Genomic DNA, 19,176 nt, shown 5'->3' with positions numbered 1-19,176 from the left:
TCAGCGGCATCAGAACTCCACGCCCTTCTGGGCCTTCACGCCGGCCTTGAAGGCGTGCTTGACCAAGCTCATTTCGGTAACGGTGTCGGCGGCATCGATCAGGCCCTGCGGGGCGCCACGACCGGTGGCGACCACATGCTGATGCTCGGGGCGGGATTCGATGTCCTTCAGCACGGCGTCCAGCTCCAGGTAACCGTGCTTGAGGGCGATGTTCAGCTCATCCAGCACCACCAGGCCGATCTGCGGATCGTCCATCAGGCTGCGGGCCACAGCCCAGGCTTGCTGGGCTTTCTCGATGTCGCGCTGGCGGTCCTGGGTATCCCAGGTGTAGCCCTCGCCCATCACGTGGTAGCTGACTTCCTCGGGGAAGCGGCGGAAGAAAAGCTCTTCGCCGGTGGACATGCCGCCCTTGATGAACTGCACCACGCCGACCTTGAGGCCATGGCCAAGGGCCCGGGCGACCATGCCGAAGGCCGAACTGCTCTTGCCCTTGCCGTTGCCGGTGTGCACCAGCAGCAGGCCGTACTCGTCCTGGGCCTGGGCGATCTTCTCGTCGACGACGGCCTTCTTGCGTTGCATGCGGGCCTTGTGGCGGGCGTCGCGGTCGGCGGATTCGGTCATGGGAAAATCCTCAGGTCAAAGGGATTGATAGCGGACGGTAAAAAACACTGCCTGCCCCGGCTGGTTGTAGTCCAGCGCGGATTCATAGTCGGCGTCCAGCAGGTTGGTCACCTTGGCCTGCAGGCGCCATTCTTCGGTCAGCCAATACTCACCGCGCAGGTCGACGGTGCCGTAGCCGGCGGAGAACCAGGGCTTGGCAGCCCCCTCCCCGCCCTTGCGGGTGAATATCTGGATGACCCCGCCAATGGCCTCGGAACCATAAAGACTGGAGCGAGGGCCACGCACCACTTCGATGCGCTCGATCAGTTCCACGGGCAGGTCCTGGAAGGCGGTGATACCGGCGCTCACCGAGCCCACCTTGATGCCGTCGATCAGCACCAGCACATGGTCGGATTCGCTGCCACGCAGGAACAGGGTGGTGTTCTTGCCAGGGCTGCCGTTATTGCTGAGGGTCACGCCCGGCACTTTCTGTAGCAGCTCGGGCACCGAACGCGCCTGGCTGCGTTCGATCTCCGCGCGGTCGAACACGGTGGTTGCCGCCAGGCTGGCGCGAACCGGCCGCTCACTGCGGGTGGCGGTGACGACCTGTTTGTCCAGCGTCAACGGCGCTGCGGCCAGGAAAGGGGAAAAGGACGAGCTGCCAAGCAGCGCAAACGCCGCCGGCCCGATGAAAGGCTTGCGAATCAAGGTCGAAATCTCCGTCGTGCCACCCGCGCGACATCTACAAGGGGTACTGCATGCGGAAACACTCCGCGATGCCCTGCTTGCGCCAGGCCGGTCTCCGGGCTTGCGAGTGGAGCCTGAACTCCCGTGCCGCGCCTTCCCATGCGTGCGCACAGTGGCCGATTGCGGCGTTCTACTCGCCTACCGTTGCGGGGGCAGCGCCGGATTCTTCAAAGGAATGGACCGGCTTCCCTGTTTCACCCCTTTGGCCAAAGCCAAGGGGCACCTGAGGCAGCGGCGAAGGTTAGAGGGTGCGCGGGGTAGCGTCAAATCCGACACGGCGCAGCCGGCAGGTCAGGCAATTTCTCAACGAATCGAACACAAGGGTGGAAGTCGCTCTTCACTTCCACCAGCGCTGTGGCAAGGCTCTCAATGCAACCGGTGAGTTCGGCCCGAATTCGTCAATTGATGCAAGTCTTAATTCGGACTATAAATGGCCCACCCCATTCAGTCTCGTTGGGGCGCTTCACCCCGTCGGGGCGCCGCGCCCACACCACCTGGGAGATGTCATGAAAATCCAGACCATCAGCTACCTGAAGCAGCATGCTGCCTCGCTGGACCTCAGCGAGCCCATGGTGATCACCCAGAATGGCGTGCCGGCCTACGTGGTCGAGTCCTATGCCGAGCGCCAGCGTCGTGACGAAGCGCTTGCGTTGATCAAACTGCTGTCCTTCGCCGACCGCGATGCGGCCGAAGGCCGGTTGATCTCGGGTGACACCCTGCTGGAACGCCTCAAGCAGCGCAGCCCCATTGCCCAGGGAGCACCGGGAGCACCGGGAGACGCCCAGGATGAGCAGAACGATTGAGATCGCCTACGCCTCGACAGCCGAAGAAAGCCTGGTTGCCCAGATCCACCACCTCACGCCCCACCATGGCCCCGAACAAGCCCAGGCGCGACTGATCGAACTGGTCAGGAGCGCCGAAAAGCGCTTGAAGTCACACCCGCTGGCCGCCCCGGTGTGCGAGCAGGCTGCCCTCTTCGGCATTCGTCATTACCGGGAATTGCATATCGGTGAATACCGCATCCTCTATCGCTACCTTGAGCCCGAGGCACGGGTTGTAGTGGCACTGTTCCTACGCCAGCGACAGAGCATCGAAGAGCAGCTCATCAACTATTGCCTGATGCGCTGAAGTCAATCGCGAGGCAAACCGCCGGATGGTGTTGAGCGCCCTGCAGGCTCCGGATCAGGCTGTCGGGAGGGCGGCCATTCAATGCCTCGGATTGAAGCCGGCCGGCTTGCCGGCCAGCCAGTCGACGAAGGTACGCAGGCGCTCATCAGCCAGCAGGGCGTCACGGCTGTTGTAGGTCAGGGCCAGCTCCTTCTCGCTGAACAGCTTGTGGAGCTGGTTGTGGCAGGGGCGGCAGACCCAGAGGGTGGCCGTGATGCGTTCGCTCTTCGCAAAACGTTTCTGCACATAGGGCTTGTCGTGCAGGGCCTTGGGGATCAGGTGATGGCGCGTCAGCGGGGAGGCGTGGCCACACAGCTCACAGGCGTCGGGCTGGGGCGGCAGGCGGATGGGTTCGGGCATGCCCTTCAGCGCTTGCGGCAGAGCGTCAGGCCATCACCCACGGGCAGCAGCGACAGGTCGACGCGCGGGTCGGACTTCAGGGCCAGGTTCAGGGCCTGGATGGCGCGGGTATCGGCGCTGTCCGGCTCGGCTTCCAGCACGCGGCCACTCCAGAGCACATTGTCGAAGAGGATCAACCCGCCCTGGCGCGCCAGGCGCAGGGCTTCTTCCAGATAGGCCGGGTAGTTGGCCTTGTCGGCGTCGATGAAGATCAGATCGAAGCGGCCGGCTTCCAGGCCGGCCAGCGTATCCAGCGCCGGCGCAAGGCGCAGTTCGATGCGCGCGGAAACCCCAGCTTCCTGCCAGTAGCGGTGGGCGATAGCGTTGTACTCACCCGGCAGGTCACAACAGAGCATGCGGCCGTCCTCGGGCATCTCGGTGGCCATGCACAACGCACTGTAGCCGGTGAAGGTACCTACTTCGAGGATGCGGCGGGCGCCGGTGAGCTTGACCAGCAAGGCCATGAACTGCCCCTGCTCCGGCGCGATCTGCCAACGGGCCATGGGCATGGCTGCAGTTTCCGCACGCAAGCGTTCCAGCAAAGGCGACTCCCGCAGTGAGACATCGAGGAGATAGCTGTAGAGGGCGTCGTCGAGGTTCAGCGTGCGGTTGGTCATGGCGACCTCAGTGATTCTGGGCCAGGCGCGGGTCGAAGATAACGCGCTTGGCGCTCAGGTAGCTACGTTGCCAGTAGCTGTTCGACAGGCTGTCCAGGCGGACCGTTCCACCGGTTCGCGGCGCGTGGACGAAACGCCCCTCGCCCACATAGATGCCGGCATGGCTGACCTGCCCGCCACCGTTGGTAGCGAAGAACACCAGGTCGCCGCTCTGCAGGGCGTTGACACCGATGCTGGGCGCGCGCATGGCGATCAGTTCGCGGGTGGAGCGTGGCAGGCTGATGCCCACGGCATCGCGGTAGACGTAGCCGATCAGGCCGCTGCAATCGAAACCGCTGTCCGGGGTGTTGCCGCCCCAGCGATAGGGCGTGCCCACCAGGCCCAACGCGCGAAACAGCACGTCTTCCGCCGCAGGCGAGAACTGCTGGGCAGGGGCAGTAACGACAGAGGGAGAATAAGGCGGCGGTACCTTGCTCGCACAAGCGGTGAGCAACGCGGCCAGGGCAATGATGGCGAGGCGGTCCGGTGCGAGCATGGCAAGTCAGTCCTGACTTGAGGAATGCACGCTAATTTGCTGATCTCACAGTGATATTGCAAGCAAAAGCTGCACGACCGGGCAGAAAAAAGCCGAGGCAGCCCTGGAGGACGCCTCGGCTTGTCGTCTCGCGCCCTGCGGGATCAACGATGCAGCGGGGATTGGCGAGCCGGGGTGTTCATTGCCAGGACGCGCTTGGCTTCCATGTAGCTGGCCTTCCAGTAACGGTCGTCGAGGCTGTCGACGCGCACACCGCCGCTGCGGCTGCTGCTGGAGTGGATGAACTGGTCATCGCCGATATAGATGCCGGCGTGGCTGACACGGCCACGGCCACGGTTATTGAAGAACACGATATCGCCAGGCTGCAGCTCGCTGCGGGCGATCACCGGGGCATCCAGGTTGATCATCTCGCGGGTAGAACGCGGCAACTGGATACCGGCTTCTTCCTTGAACAGGTAGCCGACAAAGCCGCTGCAATCGAAGCCGGTCTTCAGGGAACGACCACCGAAGCGGTAGGGCGTGCCCACCAGTTCGAAACCGCGCTCCAGCAGGCCATCGGACAGGGATGGCATCTGGTAGGGCTCGTCGTCGGTGAGATTCGCCAGGTCCAGGGCGGTGGGCTCGCGCTCATTCAGCAGCGAATCGGGCGCGCCATCGGCTATGGGAGCCTGGGACTGGAACTGGGGTTGCTGCTGCACATTGCCTGCGCAAGCGGCGAGAAACAGGGCGAAGGTGAGAGGCACGAGGGGTGCGAAGCGCTTCAGCATGGGCACGACCGTGTCGAATGGTTTTTGATGAAGGCGCGACTATGCCCTCTATCAAACCCATTTGCAAATTTAATCGCCCGAAATGTGACTCAGCAGTCCTTGCAAAACTTCTAAGGCCTTTCCTCTGAGGTGGACATCGACGACAGGACTGAGGTCGGTGAGCGCCGGGTTGATTTCCACGGTGAAACCGCCTGCCTGGCGGGTACGGAGAACGGGCTCGATGATGTAAGGAAAGCTCGCCGTGGTTCCCACCGAGATCACCGCATCGAATCCCTTGCGTAGCTCGGCGTAGAGGCTGTCGATGGCCTGCTCTGGAAGCATTTCTTCGAACAGCACCACAGGTGGGCGGAGAATACCACCACAGTCATGACATTTGGGAGGCATTTCCCCTGCCAGATGTCGGGCGAGGTCGGAACTTTCCGCCCCGCAGGACTGGCAATACAGCGGTGACAGCTCGCCATGGATCTCGATCAGCCGTTCCGGCGGTGACCCCGCCTGGCGGTGGTAACCGTCGATGTTCTGGGTCAGCACCCAGCATTCCGGCTTGATCTTCTGCAACTCTGCGATGGCTTCGTGACCCGCATTCGGGCGGGCATCCAGGCAGGCGCGCCCCAGTTGCGCGAGGTACTTCCAGCAGAGCGCAGGGTTGCGCCGCAACATTGGCCCGGAAAGCGCTTCCTCTATAGGCAGTCCCTCTTCCGTTGCACCGTTGTAGAGACCGCCCAATCCCCGGTAAGTGGGCAGGCCGGAGTCGGCCGAGAGCCCGGCCCCGGTGATGATCAGGATTCGCTCGGCCGCCTTGATGGCAGCCGCCACACGCTGGATATCCGACATGCTCCCTCCTCTACCGGCCGGCGCCGGGCGGGCATCGCGACTCAGTGATTGACGGTATGCGCCAGCATCACGGACAGCTGGCAGAGCGGGCGACCACTGTCGGCATGCCACTGATTGAAGGCAGCCTGCACCTGGGCCAGGTCTTTCTGGCTGGTCGGTGCCTTGTCGATGATGTCCTGGGCCTTCAGGGCGGCGACCATGTCGTCGGTCGGGATGAAGGTGTCCTTGCCGACCATGCGCAGGAAGCGCGGCGCCGACAGTCCGCCAAGCTGGTTGCCATGTTTGGCCAGGTATTTCCACAAACCAACAATATCCGTCACCGGCCAGTCGGCGATCAGGGCACCGAAACTGCCCTTCTCCCGCGCCACGTCCAGCACGAACTGGGCATTGCGCGGCACGCTCTTGAGCTTGCCCAGATGACGGATCAGCCGCGCGTCCTGCATGAGACGCTCCAGGTGCTCCGCGCCCATCAGCACCACTTTCTGCGGATCGAAGCCGAAGAACGCTTCCTCGAAGGCCGGCCACTTGGCATCCACCAGGCTGTGCTTGAGGCCGGCGCGGAACACGCGCAGAGCGATCAGCGACAGGTAGCGGTCATCACTGAGCACGCGCAGCTCGGCATCGCTGCGCGGTTGCGGCAGGCGCGCTTCCAGGGCTTCGGCCGAGCCGAAGCGGTTCAGGCAGTACTCGTGGAGCCAACGGTAGTCGCGCATGCGGTGTCCTTTCGATGCGGAAACAATTCCCTGTAGGAGCGAGCAAGCTCGCTCCTACAGGGGCACAGTCAGATGTTGACCACGTCCAAAGTGCGCGGCGCGGCGGTTTCGTCGATGCGCAAATTGACGAAGTCGAACAGATTGCGGTCGGCCAGCTGCGAAGGCACCACATTCTGCAAGGCACGGAACATGATCTCGGTACGGCCCGGCGACTTGCGCTCCCATTCGTTGAGCATTTCCTTGACCACCTGACGCTGCAGGTTCTCCTGGGAGCCGCAGAGGTTGCACGGGATGATCGGGAATTCCTTGAGGACGGAATACGCTTCGATGTCGGCCTCGTTGCAGTAAGCCAGCGGGCGGATCACCACGTTGCGGCCATCGTCGGCACGCAGCTTTGGCGGCATGGCCTTGAGGGTGCCGCCGTAGAACATATTGAGGAAGAAGGTTTCCAGGATGTCGTCGCGGTGGTGCCCCAGGGCCATCTTGGTCGCGCCGATCTCGTCGGCGAAGGTATAGAGGGTGCCGCGGCGCAGGCGCGAGCAGAGCGAGCAGGTGGTCTTGCCTTCCGGGATCTTCTCCTTCACCACCGAGTAGGTGTCCTTCTCGATGATGTGGTACGGCACGCCGATGGACTCCAGATAGGCCGGCAGGATGTGCTCGGGGAAGCCGGGCTGCTTCTGGTCCATGTTCACGGCCACGATCTCGAACTTGATCGGCGCGACCTTCTGCAAATACAGCAGCACGTCCAGCATGGTGTAGCTGTCTTTGCCGCCGGACAGGCAGACCATGACCTTGTCGCCATCCTCGATCATGTTGAAGTCGGCGATGGCCTCGCCGGCCAGGCGGCGGATACGTTTCTGCAGTTTGTTCTGGTTGACCGAAAGGGTGCCCATGGTGCTCTGAAATCCGGGGGAGATGCGAAAAGCTGGCTATTTTACGCACAAAGCGCGCGCGGCCCCAGCCCCCTTATCCGCCTGTGCTAGGCTCCCGCGAATGAGCCATGAACTCGACCCCAACCTGAGCCTGAGTGATCAACTCCACGAACTCTTGCGTGGGGCGCCTGAAGGCCTGAGCGAGTACCAGCTGATCCAGGCCTTGAAGGCGCACCACTCCACCCATATCCCGCATCTCGAACTGACCGACAAGCTGGTGCTGTTCCGCACCCACTTCCTGGTCTTCAACGCCCTCTATCTGTTGCGCGACCGCCTGAGCGGCGAAGGTCTGGCCCATCTCGCCATCAGCCCGCTGTGCGTTCAGCTGCTGCCCTACGAAGCGGGCACGGCGGCGGCCCTCAGCGAACTGGACCCACTGCGCGAGTACTACCTGGACCTGACAAACCTTCGGGACACCACGGAAGACGATGTGGAGCGGCTGCTGGCCAGCTTCTGGACGCGCATGCAAGGCAGCGAGGAGAAGCTCGCGGCGCTGGAACTGTTCGGCCTGCACAACGGCAACCAGCCGCTCAGCCTGGCGGTGATCAAGCAGCGCTATCGGCAACTGGTGAGCCAGCATCACCCGGATCGCGGCGGCAGCACCTCGCGCCTGCAGTCGATCAACAAGGCTATGGAAATACTGCAACGCTATTACAGCTAAGGTTGAATCTTCGATTCGCTCTAAGGCGACGCCGGACAGCCTGCCTATACTGCGACATAAGGTCGCATAGGTCGGCCGAGCACCGGACGGCGCTGGCTACGCGCTTCCGGCGCTTCGCTGGGGGGCGACCTCATAATAATGAGGAGGTGTTCAGCATGATCCACCACGTTTGGGGGCTCTTCACTCATCCCGATCAAGAGTGGCAGGAGATTCGTGGCGAAGAGGAAAGCGTTAGCCACATGTATCTCACCCACGTCCTGATCCTTGCTGCAATTCCCGTGATTTCTGCCTATATCGGCACCACCCAGGTCGGCTGGGTACTGGGCAAGGGCGATCCCGTGATGCTCACCCAGGCCAGCGCGATGCAGATGTCCATCATGTCCTACCTGGCGATGCTGGCCGGGGTGGCGGTGATGGGCGGTTTCATCCACTGGATGGCACGTACCTACGATGCCAACCCGAGCATCACTGAGTGCATCGTCTTCGCAGCCTATTGCGCGACCCCGCTGTTCATCGGCGGCCTGGCAGCGCTTTACCCGCACCTCTGGTTCGGTGCGACGGTGGGCACGCTCGCCATCTGCTACACGGTCTATCTGCTCTATGTGGGCATACCGACCTTCATGAACATTCCCAAGGACGAAGGCTTCCTGTTCTCCAGCTCGGTGCTGGCAGTGGGCCTGGTGGTGCTGGTGGCGATGATCGCCTCTGCCGTGATCCTCTGGGGCTTCGGCCTCGGCCCGGTGTACACCAGCTGATTATTCCTCGCTGACCAGAAGGCCGCCTGCGGGCGGCCTTTTCTTGTGGCCGGGAATAACCGCTCGGCGCCACCCCCTTCGGGCGATTCCGGCTTTGCGGCATAATTCCGCGCCAACGGAGTGCCCTATGCCCGAGCAGCTACTTGCCCGCGTCGAAACCTGCTACCAGCAGGCCGAAGCCTTTTTCAAATGCCGGTTCCCCCGCCCCGAAGTGAGTTTCAAGCTGCGCGGGCAGAAGGCCGGCGTCGCCCATCTGGACGAAAACAAGCTGCGTTTCAACCCGCAGCTCTACCGCGAAAACCAGGAAGACTTCCTGCGCCAGACAGTCGCCCACGAGGTGGCGCATCTAGTGGCCCACCAGTTGTTCGGTGCGCGCATCCAGCCCCATGGCGAGGAATGGCAACTGATCATGCGCGGCGCCTACGAACTGCCCCCCAACCGCTGCCACACCTATGAAGTGAAGCGGCGCCGGGTAACGCGCTACCTCTACCGCTGCGCCTGCCCCGACAGCCACCCTTTCTCCGCCCAGCGCCACGCCCTGGTGACACGCGGCCGCTGCTATTACTGCCGGCGCTGTCGGGTGACGCTGGTGTTCAGCGGGGAACAGAGCCAGATGTAAGGCATTGTCAGCCCACCACCTTCGCCGCTTTCAGCGCTTCGATCTGCTCGGCGCCAAGCCCCAGCTCAGCCAGCACTTCGGCGGTATGCGCGCCAACAGTTCCGCCGGCGTGACGCGGTGCCGGCAGGCCGGCGGAGAATTTGATCGGGCAGGCGATCTGTTGTTGCGCCGGCAGGCCATCGCGCGGCACGTCCACCACCAGGTCGCGAGCCTTGATCTGTGGATGCTCTACCGCTTCGGACAGCGGCAGCATCGGCTCCACGCAAGCATCCAAAGCTGCGAACACTTCAACCCACTCGACGAAGTCGCGCTTCTCGAACTCGACCTCGATGGCCCGCTTCAGCTCGCGCTGGTCTTCAGCCTTGGACGACAGCCCCTTGGCCGCCAGTTCCGGTCGGCCGATGGCGGCGCAGAACTGCTGCATGAACTGCGGCTCCAGGCTACCCACCGAGAACCAGCGGCCGTCGCGGGTGCGATAGTAGTCGTAGAAGCTGCCGCCGTTCAGCGCCTGGTTCTCCATGGCCGGCTCCACGCCAGCGCCCAGGTAACCCGCCCCCGCCATGCCGTGCAGGGCGAAGGCGCAGTCGGTCATGCTCACGTCGACGTGCTGCCCCTCCCCCGTCGCCTGGCGATGGATCACCGCCGCCAGCAAGCCCATCACGCCATGCAACGAACCACCACCGATGTCCGCCAGCTGCACGCCCAACGGCAGCGGCCCGCTGTCGCGACGCCCGGTGTAGCTGGCGATGCCGGCCAGGGCCAGGTAGTTGATGTCGTGCCCGGCGCGGTCGCGGTAAGGGCCGGTCTGGCCGTAGCCGGTGATCGATACGTAGATCAACTGCGGATTGACCGCCTTCAGCGCGCTGTACCCCAGACCGAGGCGGTCCATTACGCCAGGGCGGAACTGCTCCAGCACAATGTCGTAGTCCCGCACCAGTTGCCTGACCAGCTCCACCGCCTCCGGCCGCTTCAGGTCGAGGGCGATGCTGCGCTTGTTGCGGTTGAGGTAGGCATGGCTGGTGGACTGGCCGCCGTCGTGGGGCGGTAGCACACGCACCAGGTCCACGCGCGACGGGGATTCCACCCGCAGCACCTCGGCGCCCATATCCGCCAGCATCAGCGACGCGAACGGCCCCGGCAAAAGGGTGGAGAAGTCGAGGATTTTCAGCGAAGACAATGGGCCTTTCATGGCAGCTCCAGATTCGTGTGTTCGGGCGGTCATTCCCAATGCAACGTCCAGCTTACCGAGGATGATTACCTTGTAGGCCGAGTGGCGCAGCACATAGTCGATGCTCTCCGCCGACTGCAGGAGATAGAGCAGCACGCTGACCAGCCCGGCGAGCATGGCGGGCCTGCGTGCATTGGCTCAGAGCTTCATCCCGCGGCTGATGATCTCTTTCATGATTTCCGAAGTGCCGGCGAAGATCCGCTGGATGCGCGCATTCGCATACATTTTGCAGATGGGGTACTCCCACATGTAGCCCCAACCGCCATGCAACTGCACGCCTTCGTCCACCACCTTGCACAGCAGTTCGGTGGTGAACAGCTTGGCCTCGGCCGCTACCTCAGGCGTGAGCTTCTTCTGGTTGTGGTCCATCACGCAGCGGTCGGTGAACACCTGGGCGACGTCGATCTGGGTGCGCATTTCCGCCAGCTTGAATCGGGTGTTCTGGAAGTGCGCCACCGGGCGGTCGAAGGCCTTGCGCTCCTTCACGTAGGAGAGGGTGGTGAGCAGCGCGGCCTCGGCGCCAGCCACCGCGCCGCAGGCGTTGGTCAAGCGCTCCTGGGCGAGCATGTTCATCAGGTAGAAGAAGCCTCCACGGGCATCGCCCAGCAGGTTCTCCTTGGGCACCTTGACGTTGTTGAAGAACAGCTCGGCGGTGTCCTGGCTTTTCATGCCCAGCTTCTTCAGGTTGCGGCCACGACCGAAACCTTCCATGCCCCGCTCCACCAGGAACAGGCCCATGGCGTGCTTGTTCGACGGATCGGTCTTGGCGGCAACAATCACCACGTCCGCCAGCAGGCCGTTGGAGATGAACACCTTGGAGCCGTTGAGCAGGTAGTGATCGCCCTTGTCCACCGCGGTGGTGCGCATGCCGGCCAGGTCGGAGCCGGCGGCAGGCTCGGTCATAGCCACGGCGAGGATGGTTTCGCCACGGATGATGCCGGGCAGCAAGCGCGCCTTTTGCTCGGCATTGCCATACTCGGCGATGTACGGACCGCAGAGCGCCGAGTGCAGCGGGATCATGAAGCCCGGCTCGTTGATGTAGGCCAGCTCCTCGCACATGATCTGCTCGTAGCGGAAGTCCTTCAGCCCGGCACCGCCGTATTCCTCGTCCGCCCAGGGCAGCAGGAAGCCCATCTCCCCCGCCTTCTCCCACACACTGCGGTCGACCACACCGGCGGCCTCCCACTCTTCCTGGTGCGGTACTACTTCTTTCTGCAGAAAGGCACGGAAGGCCTCGCGGAACAGGTTGTGCTCGGTTTCGAAATGAATGCGCTGCATGGCGTTGCCTCCCTGGGCCCAAGTCGTGCCGCAGGTTAGGCGCCAGCCGCCTGCCCCCTCAATGACGCAAGCGCTCAGTGCGAATTGACTCAATCGGTCAGGCGAGGGCAGCTCGGCCAGTGCGCGAATCCGGCTAGGTTTCGCGAATGAATTCGCTCCCACAAGGAACAATGCAGGCAAAAAAAGCCCGGCTACGGGGAGCCGGGCTTGAGAAAGTCTCCTCACAAGGAGGAGAACGCTGTAGCAGTTGTCGATCAGGCAGCGGTCTGCGGAGCGCCCGAGACTTGGGGCTTGCCGCCGGAAGCCAGCTCGCTCTGCAGGGTGTTCTCGTCCAGCTGCTTGCACCACTTGGCAACCACGATGGTGGCAACGCCGTTGCCGATCAGGTTGGTCAGGGCGCGGGCTTCGGACATGAAGCGGTCGATACCGAGGATCAGCGCCAGGCCGGCAATCGGGAGGGTGCCGACTGCGGACAGGGTAGCGGCCAGTACGATGAAGCCGGAACCGGTGACGCCCGCCGCGCCCTTGGAGGCGATCAACAGCACGGCCAACAGGGTCAGTTGGTGGGTGATGTCCATGGTGGTGTCAGTGGCCTGGGCGATGAACACGGCCGCCATGGTCAGGTAGATGGAAGTACCGTCCAGGTTGAAAGAGTAACCGGTGGGAATGACCAGACCGACCACGGACTTGTTGGCGCCCAGCTTCTCCATCTTGTTCAGCATGCGCGGCAGGGCCGACTCGGAGGAGGAGGTGCCGAGCACGATCAGCAGTTCTTCGCGGATGTAGCGGATGAAGCGCAGGATGCTGAAGCCGTGGGCACGGGCGATGCCACCCAGCACCACCAGGATGAAGAACACGCAGGTGATGTAGAAGCACAGCATCAGCTGGCCGAGCTGCACCAGCGAACCCACACCGTACTGGCCGATGGTGAAGGCCATGGCACCGAAGGCACCGATGGGCGCAACCTTCATGATCATGTTGATGATGCCGAACATCACCTGAGCGATGCGGTCGATGAACTCCAGGACCGGCTTGCCGTAGTCACCCATGCGCTGCAGGGCGAAGGCGAAGATCACGGAGAAGAACAGCACTTGCAGGATGTCGCCCGACGCGAAGGCGCCGACGATGGTGCTGGGGATCACGTTGAGCAGGAAGGCGATGGTGCTCTGCTGCTCGCCGGCAGAGGCGAAGGCGGCGATGCCCTTGGTGTCGAGGGTAGCCGGATCTACGTGCATGCCAACGCCCGGCTGGACGATGTTGACCACGACCAGGCCGATGACCAGGGCCAGGGTGGAGACGATTTCGAAATACAGCAGCGCATAGCCGCCGGTCTTGCCCACTGCCTTCATGTCCTGCATGCCGGCGATTCCGCTGACTACGGTGCAGAAAATGATGGGCGCGATGGCCATCTTGATCAGCTTGACGAAGCCGTCACCCAGGGGTTTAAGCGCGACGCCGGTTTCCGGATAGAAATGGCCCAGGAGGATGCCGATGGCGATAGCGACAATGACCTGGACGTACAAGCTCTTGTAGAACGGTTGGCGGGACATGGCAGTGTTCCTTTCAAGTGATCCCGACCTGTTCCAAAGGCCTGGCGTCACTGTGATCGACACATCTCCCTGTCTGGGAGACTTTTGTTGTTGTGCGGTCCAGTCGAATGGACGGCACTGTCCCTATAGCAGTCGCTGTGCCAACTCCTGAAAACAAATAAAATACTTATTTTTCAATGTGTTATAAAAACAAAAAACCGAGATTCAGCCTGTATCTGGCGGATTTCCGCCAGGACCCCAGGGGGATTTCCGCCACTTCCACCCTTGTGGCCCCCTCCAGCTGCGACCTACCATCGGCCACCCCGACCACGGATCAGCCCCATGCGCGAGCGCACCATCGCCAGCCATTTCGTCCGTGCCGCACTGCGCGGCGCCATGCGCCATGGCGTGGATTGCACCCCCGTGCTGCGCGCCGCCGGCATCCAGCCGGCCTTGCTGGAAGAACCCCGCGCGCGAGTCGCCCCCGAACAGTTCGCGCGGCTGATGCAAGTGCTCTGGGAAGTACTGGACGACGAGTACATGGGCTTCGGTGTGCAGCGCAGCAAACGCGGCACCTTCGCCATGATGTGCCACGCCATCATCCACTGCCGCACCCTGGAAAAGGCCCTGGGCCGGGGCACCCTCTTCTACGGGCTGTTCCCCGATGCGCCGCGCATCACGCTCGCGCGGGACGGTGACTTTGCCGTCCTGACCGTGGACGACGCCAGGCTCCAGGACCCGGATCACTTCCTGGTGGAGAGCCTGCTGGTGATCTGGCACCGCCTGGGCAGTTGGCTGATCGGCCAACGCATCCGCCTGGAAGAAGCCACCTTCAGCTACCCGGAACCGGCCCACGCCAGTGAATACGAACTGCTCTTCCCAACCCGGCGCCAGTTCGGCGCGCCACGCATCAGCCTGCGCTTCCAGGCCCGCTACCTGGCCATGCCGCTATTGCAGGACGAGCGCACCCTCAAGCATTTCCTCGAACACTCTCCAGCCGACCTGCTGGCCCGCCCGGACGGCGGCGACAGCCTGACCAGCCAGATCCGCCGCCTGCTGGGTCGCGACTGCTGCACCTGGCCGGACCTGGAAGCCGTCGCCCAGCAACTGCACATCAGCCCACAGACCCTGCGCCGCCACCTGCGTGAAGAAGGCTCCAGCTTCCAGGAGCTGAAGGACCACCTGCGCCGCGACCTGGCCATCTACCACCTGGGCCGGGACGAACTGTCGATCCAGGACATCGCCGAACAGCTCGGTTTCTCCGAGCCGTCGGCATTCCACAGGGCCTTCAAGAAATGGACGGGACTGACGCCGGGAGCGTATAGGGCGCAGGAGGCGTGAATTGAGCAACTGACAGGAAATGGCGGTGTAGGGGCGAATTCATTCGCCAAGGGCGGCGCAGCTGCCCCTTTGGGGGTGAATGGCAGACCTGCGGTCTGCATGGCGAATGAATTCGCCCCTTCTATGAAGATCTCGGTGTCAAGGCCTGTTCCTCCGATTCATGACTTGGGGCACGCATCAAGGCAGCGGGGCATGCTGCTCGTGAGACCTAGCGTCTCACCACCTTCTATCCGCTGGTCACGAGGACCAACACGATCCTGCTTGCGCGTTGCGCTCAGGCATACCCCTTTGCACCACACCCTTTCTACAAGATCGGTCATCGCGCTGATGACCCGGGCGAATTACGGGCGTGTTGACTGCGTAACTCTTTCGTCGCGGCTCGCTGGCTGAGTGGTGGTGTCAGGGCACGGCTTTCAGTGTTGCACCCGCCGGCAGCTCACCGCGCTCCAGGTAGCGCCACAAGGCGATCACCAGGCGTCGCGCCAGGGCCACGATCGCTACCCGTCGACTGCGACGGCAATCACCGCCGGCCTTCTTGGCGAACCAGTGGCTGAGGGCGCTGTTCGGCTGGTAGTGCAGCCATAGCCAGGCCTGTTCGACCAGCAGCGCGCGGACCCGGGGATTACCCTGCTTGCTGATGCCCTGGTCGACCCGCAGCGTGCCGCTGTCGTAGGGCGAGGGCACCAGGCCAACGCAGGCCCCCAACTGACGGCGGTTGCGAAACTGCCGCCAGAACAGCTCGAGTACCAGTTGCCGGGCGCCGACGGTGCCGATGCCGCGCAACTGGCTCAGTCGCGCCACTTGTTCGGCCTGGCGGGTGCCGAAGCGCTGCGCGTGTTCGTGCTCCAGCCGCCGCAGCTGGGTCCGGGCCTCCTGCCAGCGTTGCAGCTCCCGCTGCAGGCGGGCCTGCAGCGCCGCCCCCAGCGCCTGGCCAGCCCAGTCCTGCAGCGTGCCCTCGGCCAGTTGTTGGCGGCCGGCACGATCCAGCCGGGTCCAGCAGCCCACCGTCGCCAGCAGCTTCTCGATCCGGTTGCGGTGCTGCTGCAGCTCGCGCTGCAACTGCTGGCGCTCGCGCCCCCAGTGCCGGCGATCCTCGTCCTCGACGCTGGGCGGGCACACCACCTGAAAACGCCGCTGCTCGCCACGCAGCCAGGCCAGCAGGGCCTCCACCAGGCGCAAGGCGTCCAGCCGGTCAGTCTTGGCCAGACGCCTCCGCCGCGCCATCAGCAGGCTCGCTGGATCGATCGCCAGGACCTCCAGCGCACGCGCCTGCAAGGCGCGCTGTAGCCAGAAGCCATCCTGGCCCGCTTCATACACCACGACCACTCTGGCGGACGCTGGCAACGCCCAGAGCGCGCGCGTCTCCGCGATCGTTTGCACCACCTGCTCCAGGCGCGCCAGGGGTTGCGGTGCGTCGACTGTCTTCAGCCGGGGGGCGCGCCGGGCATCACTCAGCGCCACTTTCCAACTGGCCCTGGCCAACTCCAGCGCCACTGCCAAGACCGGTTCGTTCGCACTATGCTGTTCAACGTAGGCCGTTCGCATGTCGATTCCTCCTCTGGGCCAAACCTTCTATCCCCCGGATTAAGAATCGGCGTGCGGGCGGCCTTTGCATAGGATCTACAGAAAAGCGGCAGATTCGATCAAATCAACGGAAACCGAATCCGGAACTCCGCCCCACCCAGCGGCGACTCTTCCAGGAACAACTCACCCTCGTAGCTTTCGATGATGTCCTTGACCACCGCCGTGCCGATGCCCTGCCCCGGATGCTGGGCGTCCATCCGCTCGCCGCGCTTGAGGATGCGCTCGCGCTGGTCCACCGGGACACCGGGGCCGTCATCCTCCACCTTGAGTTCGCAATAGCCATCCCGTACACGGCCGCTGACACGAATCTGGCCGAGGCAGAGGCGGAAGGCGTTCTCCAGCAGGTTACCGAGCATTTCCAGCAAGGCGCCCTGCTCCATCGGGATCGTCAGGCCCTTGTCGAAGTCCCGCTCCACGCGCACGCGTTTCTCGCGATAGACCTTGTCCAGGGCATCGCAGAGGGTGTCCAGCAGCGGGGCAAGCAGCATGCGGTGGCGCACCAGGCCGCTCTTGCGCAGGGAGGCGCGCTGCAGCTGATAGCTGATCTGCTGGCTCATGCGCTCGATCTGGCTCTGCAGCACTCGCGCCTGCTCGCGGTCGCCGGGCCGGGTAGCAATGTTCTCGCTGACGCCCTGTAGCACCGAAAGCGGGGTTTTCAGGCTGTGCGCCAGATCATCCAGGGAGTTCCGATAGCGCTCGCGCTGGCGGCGTTCGCTGTCCAGCAGGCGGTTGAGGGATTTGGTCAGGCGCAGTAGCTCACGCGGATGTTCGTCGCTCAGGCTATCGCGGCTGCCGGTCTCCACCTCATCCAGCTCGGCACTGAGGCCTCGCAGACTGCGAAAGCCCCAGGTAAGGCCGAACCAGAGCAACCCCAGCAGCACCAGCAACGCGCCGCCCAGCCAGAGGTAAAGCTGCTTGAGGAATCCGTCGTACATGGACTGGTAATCGCTCAACGGCTGCATGGTGACAACGCTGTAGGCGGCCTTCTGCCCGCGCAGCAGGTCGACTTCCACGTCATAGACGAAGAACTCGCGCCCCCTGTCGTCCACCGCCCGAAGAAACTCGTGCCCCTGGCCGTCGTAGCGCGGGCGATAGTTCACCTGCTCGTCCTGCGAAGAACGGGATTGCCAGATCAGCACACCCTCGCTGTCGTAGATGTAGCCCAACTGGCTGGCTTCCAGGTTGTCGAATTCCTCGTCCGGCAGCTTCTCGGGCATTTCCAGGCGGCCATCCACCACCCTGGCCGCCGCGATCAGCGCACTGGCATCGGCCGCCAGGCGTTGCTGGATGGATTGGTCGAGCGCGATCACGAAAGCGCCGCGCAACGCCGGAAGCAGCGCCAGCATGAACAGCACCGCCATCGCCGCGGCGCCCAGCATCAAGCGCAGGCGCAGCGACGAACCCAGCGGATGGTAGATACCCTGCCAGCGCCCGGTCATCGGCAGCGCTCGGTGAACAGGTAGCCCTGACCGCGCACGGTGTCGATCGGCTTGAAGCCACTGCCACCCTCCAGCTTGCGACGCAGGCGGCCGACCAGCACCTCGATCACGTTAGGATCGCGCTCGTCGTCATCGGGGTACAGCTGCTCCATCAGGCGCTCCTTGGCCACCACCTGCTGGTGATGCCGCATGAGGTACTCGAGGATGCGGTATTCGTAGGCGGTGAGCGGCACCGTCTCGCCGTCCAGTTGTGCCTGCTTGCGATTGATGTCCAGCACCAGCGGGCCAGCTTCGATGGTCGACTGGACGAAGCCGGACGAACGCCGCAGCAGCGCATTGAGCCGTGCTTCCAGCTCCTCGAACTGGAACGGCTTGACCACGTAGTCGTCAGCGCCGGCGGCCAGGCCTTCGACCTTGTCCTGCCAGTTGCCACGGGCGGTGAGAATGAGGATGGGGAAGCTCTTGCCCTGGCTGCGCAGCTGGCGAATCAGGTCCAGCCCGCTGATGCCGGGCAGGCCGAGGTCGATCACAGCCAGGTCATGGTGGTATTCCGCGGCGCGATAGAGTGCTTCCTCGGCGTCGGGAACAGCATCCACCACGTGCCCTTGCTCACCCAGACGGGTGTAGAGGTGATGGCGCAGCAGCGCCTCGTCTTCCACAACCAGCAGCTTCATGGGCAGCTCTCCCTTTCAATGAGGCGGCCGGGCAATCGCCCGGCCTGTTGCATGGAGCGCATCAGAACTTGTAGTTGGCACCGATGTACGCCTGGCCACTGCTGTGCAAATCCAGGGAGCCCAGGCGCGGGCCGCCGTGTTCACCCATATCAGTGCTGACGTTAGTACGCAGGTAACGGTAGCCGGCTTCGATCGAGGCGTTCTTGCTCAGGTCCTGGAGAATACCGGCCTGCAGGCCAGCCGCGTAGTTGATGTTGCTGTCGCGGCTCAGGCCCTTGCTTTCCTGTTCCAGCTTGACCAGGCCGAGGGTGGCGCCACCGAACAGCTTGGTGTTGTAGTCGCCGACCGGCACGAACACATCGTAGCTGCCGAGCAGGTTCTGCTGGCGCAGCTTGTAGCCGCTGTTGGTGTCGGAGAAGTTCTCGTAGGTCATGTAGTAGCGGCCGCTGTCAGTCTGCTGGCCGGCACGCACGCCCCAGGTGTCGGTCTTGTGGATGACCTTGTCCAGCTTGGGATTGTTCAGGTTCGCGTTCAGCGAATCGGACTTCTGGATGTTGTTGTTCGTCTGCCCCCAGGTCAGGCCGACGAAGTTGTCTGCGGCCTGGGCGCCAGCAGCGGCGAGGGCCAGGGCGGAAGCAAGGGCAATACGGCTGAAGATACGGCTCATGGTGTGATTCCTTTTCGAGTGATCGAGTAGTCGTTGAACTCGGGGCTAGATTGCCCATCGACCACTGAACCGTTCCTGAACCTTTCTTGA

At 63.5% G+C, this 19,176-nt stretch carries 21 protein-coding genes, 1 pseudogene and 1 riboswitch; of the genes and pseudogenes, 6 read left to right on the top strand and 16 right to left on the bottom strand.

Annotation, left to right across the window (positions count from 1 at the left end; all coding sequences use genetic code 11):
- Positions 1 to 9 precede the first annotated feature (9 nt).
- Positions 10 to 621, bottom strand: a complete 612-nt coding sequence (gene cobO, locus THL1_RS09020; protein WP_069082949.1) for a cob(I)yrinic acid a,c-diamide adenosyltransferase — start codon at positions 619 to 621, stop codon at positions 10 to 12.
- 165 nt (positions 622 to 786) lie between these two features.
- Positions 787 to 1,305, bottom strand: a pseudogene (locus THL1_RS09015) (TonB-dependent receptor plug domain-containing protein); the annotation flags it as partial.
- A 71-nt stretch (positions 1,306 to 1,376) separates the two neighbouring features.
- Positions 1,377 to 1,589, bottom strand: a riboswitch (cobalamin riboswitch).
- A 264-nt stretch (positions 1,590 to 1,853) separates the two neighbouring features.
- On the opposite strand from THL1_RS09015, the gene THL1_RS09010 reads away from it, so the two are divergent.
- A complete protein-coding gene (locus THL1_RS09010; protein WP_069082947.1) occupies positions 1,854 to 2,150 on the top strand; it encodes a type II toxin-antitoxin system Phd/YefM family antitoxin in 297 nt (98 codons plus the stop codon).
- A complete protein-coding gene (locus THL1_RS09005) occupies positions 2,134 to 2,475 on the top strand; it encodes a type II toxin-antitoxin system RelE/ParE family toxin (RefSeq protein ID WP_069082946.1) in 342 nt (113 codons plus the stop codon). Before THL1_RS09010 ends, THL1_RS09005 begins: the two co-directional genes overlap by 17 nt.
- A 78-nt stretch (positions 2,476 to 2,553) precedes the next feature.
- Here the strand turns inward: THL1_RS09005 and THL1_RS09000 are convergent, their stop codons facing one another.
- From THL1_RS09000 to ttcA, 7 genes are all read right to left on the bottom strand, one after another.
- Positions 2,554 to 2,874 (bottom strand): hypothetical protein, encoded by a 321-nt coding sequence (locus tag THL1_RS09000; protein WP_069082945.1) that lies wholly within the window; start codon positions 2,872 to 2,874, stop codon positions 2,554 to 2,556.
- 5 nt (positions 2,875 to 2,879) lie between these two features.
- On the bottom strand, positions 2,880 to 3,530 hold the full coding sequence (locus THL1_RS08995) for an O-methyltransferase (RefSeq protein ID WP_069082944.1): 651 nt from the start codon (positions 3,528 to 3,530) through the stop codon (positions 2,880 to 2,882).
- 7 nt (positions 3,531 to 3,537) lie between these two features.
- Complete coding sequence (locus THL1_RS08990) at positions 3,538 to 4,065, bottom strand: C40 family peptidase (RefSeq protein ID WP_069082943.1); 528 nt, start codon at positions 4,063 to 4,065, stop codon at positions 3,538 to 3,540.
- Positions 4,066 to 4,208: 143 nt separating this feature from the next.
- A complete protein-coding gene (locus THL1_RS08985) occupies positions 4,209 to 4,832 on the bottom strand; it encodes a C40 family peptidase (protein WP_069082942.1) in 624 nt (207 codons plus the stop codon).
- Positions 4,833 to 4,901: 69 nt separating this feature from the next.
- On the bottom strand, positions 4,902 to 5,666 hold the full coding sequence (locus THL1_RS08980; protein WP_069082941.1) for an NAD-dependent deacylase: 765 nt from the start codon (positions 5,664 to 5,666) through the stop codon (positions 4,902 to 4,904).
- A 41-nt stretch (positions 5,667 to 5,707) separates the two neighbouring features.
- A complete protein-coding gene (locus THL1_RS08975; RefSeq protein WP_069082940.1) occupies positions 5,708 to 6,379 on the bottom strand; it encodes a DNA-3-methyladenine glycosylase I in 672 nt (223 codons plus the stop codon).
- Positions 6,380 to 6,447: 68 nt separating this feature from the next.
- A complete protein-coding gene (gene ttcA, locus THL1_RS08970; protein ID WP_069082939.1) occupies positions 6,448 to 7,272 on the bottom strand; it encodes a tRNA 2-thiocytidine(32) synthetase TtcA in 825 nt (274 codons plus the stop codon).
- A 100-nt stretch (positions 7,273 to 7,372) separates the two neighbouring features.
- Here ttcA and THL1_RS08965 point away from each other — a divergent pair, with 100 nt between their 5' ends.
- The 3 genes from THL1_RS08965 to THL1_RS08955 all read left to right on the top strand — a co-directional run bounded on the left by THL1_RS08965 (position 7,373) and on the right by THL1_RS08955 (position 9,346).
- Positions 7,373 to 7,972: a DNA-J related domain-containing protein gene (locus tag THL1_RS08965; protein WP_069082938.1), complete on the top strand. Its 600-nt coding sequence runs from the start codon at positions 7,373 to 7,375 to the stop codon at positions 7,970 to 7,972.
- A 155-nt stretch (positions 7,973 to 8,127) separates the two neighbouring features.
- Positions 8,128 to 8,727, top strand: a complete 600-nt coding sequence (locus tag THL1_RS08960; RefSeq protein WP_069082937.1) for a Yip1 family protein — start codon at positions 8,128 to 8,130, stop codon at positions 8,725 to 8,727.
- A 127-nt stretch (positions 8,728 to 8,854) separates the two neighbouring features.
- On the top strand, positions 8,855 to 9,346 hold the full coding sequence (locus THL1_RS08955) for a SprT family zinc-dependent metalloprotease (protein ID WP_069082936.1): 492 nt from the start codon (positions 8,855 to 8,857) through the stop codon (positions 9,344 to 9,346).
- Between the two features lie 7 nt (positions 9,347 to 9,353).
- Here THL1_RS08955 and THL1_RS08950 read toward each other — a convergent pair whose 3' ends face one another.
- The 3 genes from THL1_RS08950 to THL1_RS08940 form a co-directional block, all read right to left on the bottom strand.
- Entirely contained in the window at positions 9,354 to 10,535 is a 1,182-nt protein-coding gene (locus THL1_RS08950) for a CaiB/BaiF CoA transferase family protein (RefSeq protein WP_069086459.1), read from the bottom strand.
- Positions 10,536 to 10,712: 177 nt separating this feature from the next.
- Complete coding sequence (locus tag THL1_RS08945; protein WP_069082935.1) at positions 10,713 to 11,852, bottom strand: acyl-CoA dehydrogenase family protein; 1,140 nt, start codon at positions 11,850 to 11,852, stop codon at positions 10,713 to 10,715.
- A 254-nt stretch (positions 11,853 to 12,106) separates the two neighbouring features.
- On the bottom strand, positions 12,107 to 13,402 hold the full coding sequence (locus THL1_RS08940; protein ID WP_069082934.1) for a dicarboxylate/amino acid:cation symporter: 1,296 nt from the start codon (positions 13,400 to 13,402) through the stop codon (positions 12,107 to 12,109).
- 321 nt (positions 13,403 to 13,723) lie between these two features.
- Here THL1_RS08940 and THL1_RS08935 point away from each other — a divergent pair, with 321 nt between their 5' ends.
- Positions 13,724 to 14,722, top strand: coding sequence for an AraC family transcriptional regulator (locus tag THL1_RS08935; protein WP_069082933.1), 999 nt, complete (start codon positions 13,724 to 13,726; stop codon positions 14,720 to 14,722).
- Between the two features lie 399 nt (positions 14,723 to 15,121).
- Here the strand turns inward: THL1_RS08935 and THL1_RS08930 are convergent, their stop codons facing one another.
- From THL1_RS08930 to THL1_RS08915, 4 genes are all read right to left on the bottom strand, one after another.
- Positions 15,122 to 16,267: an IS110 family transposase gene (locus THL1_RS08930; RefSeq protein WP_069082932.1), complete on the bottom strand. Its 1,146-nt coding sequence runs from the start codon at positions 16,265 to 16,267 to the stop codon at positions 15,122 to 15,124.
- Positions 16,268 to 16,365: 98 nt separating this feature from the next.
- On the bottom strand, positions 16,366 to 17,745 hold the full coding sequence (locus THL1_RS08925; RefSeq protein ID WP_069082931.1) for an ATP-binding protein: 1,380 nt from the start codon (positions 17,743 to 17,745) through the stop codon (positions 16,366 to 16,368).
- Entirely contained in the window at positions 17,742 to 18,419 is a 678-nt protein-coding gene (locus tag THL1_RS08920; protein ID WP_069082930.1) for a response regulator, read from the bottom strand. The genes THL1_RS08925 and THL1_RS08920 overlap by 4 nt, the downstream gene beginning before the upstream one ends.
- Before the next feature lie 61 nt (positions 18,420 to 18,480).
- On the bottom strand, positions 18,481 to 19,086 hold the full coding sequence (locus THL1_RS08915) for an outer membrane beta-barrel protein (RefSeq protein ID WP_069082929.1): 606 nt from the start codon (positions 19,084 to 19,086) through the stop codon (positions 18,481 to 18,483).
- Between the last annotated feature and the right edge of the window lie 90 nt (positions 19,087 to 19,176).

The organism is Pseudomonas sp. TCU-HL1 (assembly GCF_001708505.1).
In the GTDB taxonomy this organism is placed as follows: Bacteria; Pseudomonadota; Gammaproteobacteria; order Pseudomonadales; family Pseudomonadaceae; genus Metapseudomonas.
This window is presented reverse-complemented; position numbering and strand designations above follow the sequence as displayed.

What these genes read in the sequence shown, in the direction of transcription:
- cobO (WP_069082949.1), bottom strand. Translation starts at nt 621, where the DNA reads ATGACCGAATCCGCCGACCGCGACGCCCGCCACAAGGCCCGCATGCAA.
- THL1_RS09010 (WP_069082947.1), top strand. Translation starts at nt 1,854, where the DNA reads ATGAAAATCCAGACCATCAGCTACCTGAAGCAGCATGCTGCCTCGCTG.
- THL1_RS09005 (WP_069082946.1), top strand. Translation starts at nt 2,134, where the DNA reads ATGAGCAGAACGATTGAGATCGCCTACGCCTCGACAGCCGAAGAAAGC.
- THL1_RS09000 (WP_069082945.1), bottom strand. Translation starts at nt 2,874, where the DNA reads ATGCCCGAACCCATCCGCCTGCCGCCCCAGCCCGACGCCTGTGAGCTG.
- THL1_RS08995 (WP_069082944.1), bottom strand. Translation starts at nt 3,530, where the DNA reads ATGACCAACCGCACGCTGAACCTCGACGACGCCCTCTACAGCTATCTC.
- THL1_RS08990 (WP_069082943.1), bottom strand. Translation starts at nt 4,065, where the DNA reads ATGCTCGCACCGGACCGCCTCGCCATCATTGCCCTGGCCGCGTTGCTC.
- THL1_RS08985 (WP_069082942.1), bottom strand. Translation starts at nt 4,832, where the DNA reads ATGCTGAAGCGCTTCGCACCCCTCGTGCCTCTCACCTTCGCCCTGTTT.
- THL1_RS08980 (WP_069082941.1), bottom strand. Translation starts at nt 5,666, where the DNA reads ATGTCGGATATCCAGCGTGTGGCGGCTGCCATCAAGGCGGCCGAGCGA.
- THL1_RS08975 (WP_069082940.1), bottom strand. Translation starts at nt 6,379, where the DNA reads ATGCGCGACTACCGTTGGCTCCACGAGTACTGCCTGAACCGCTTCGGC.
- ttcA (WP_069082939.1), bottom strand. Translation starts at nt 7,272, where the DNA reads ATGGGCACCCTTTCGGTCAACCAGAACAAACTGCAGAAACGTATCCGC.
- THL1_RS08965 (WP_069082938.1), top strand. Translation starts at nt 7,373, where the DNA reads ATGAGCCATGAACTCGACCCCAACCTGAGCCTGAGTGATCAACTCCAC.
- THL1_RS08960 (WP_069082937.1), top strand. Translation starts at nt 8,128, where the DNA reads ATGATCCACCACGTTTGGGGGCTCTTCACTCATCCCGATCAAGAGTGG.
- THL1_RS08955 (WP_069082936.1), top strand. Translation starts at nt 8,855, where the DNA reads ATGCCCGAGCAGCTACTTGCCCGCGTCGAAACCTGCTACCAGCAGGCC.
- THL1_RS08950 (WP_069086459.1), bottom strand. Translation starts at nt 10,535, where the DNA reads ATGAAAGGCCCATTGTCTTCGCTGAAAATCCTCGACTTCTCCACCCTT.
- THL1_RS08945 (WP_069082935.1), bottom strand. Translation starts at nt 11,852, where the DNA reads ATGCAGCGCATTCATTTCGAAACCGAGCACAACCTGTTCCGCGAGGCC.
- THL1_RS08940 (WP_069082934.1), bottom strand. Translation starts at nt 13,402, where the DNA reads ATGTCCCGCCAACCGTTCTACAAGAGCTTGTACGTCCAGGTCATTGTC.
- THL1_RS08935 (WP_069082933.1), top strand. Translation starts at nt 13,724, where the DNA reads ATGCGCGAGCGCACCATCGCCAGCCATTTCGTCCGTGCCGCACTGCGC.
- THL1_RS08930 (WP_069082932.1), bottom strand. Translation starts at nt 16,267, where the DNA reads ATGCGAACGGCCTACGTTGAACAGCATAGTGCGAACGAACCGGTCTTG.
- THL1_RS08925 (WP_069082931.1), bottom strand. Translation starts at nt 17,745, where the DNA reads ATGACCGGGCGCTGGCAGGGTATCTACCATCCGCTGGGTTCGTCGCTG.
- THL1_RS08920 (WP_069082930.1), bottom strand. Translation starts at nt 18,419, where the DNA reads ATGAAGCTGCTGGTTGTGGAAGACGAGGCGCTGCTGCGCCATCACCTC.
- THL1_RS08915 (WP_069082929.1), bottom strand. Translation starts at nt 19,086, where the DNA reads ATGAGCCGTATCTTCAGCCGTATTGCCCTTGCTTCCGCCCTGGCCCTC.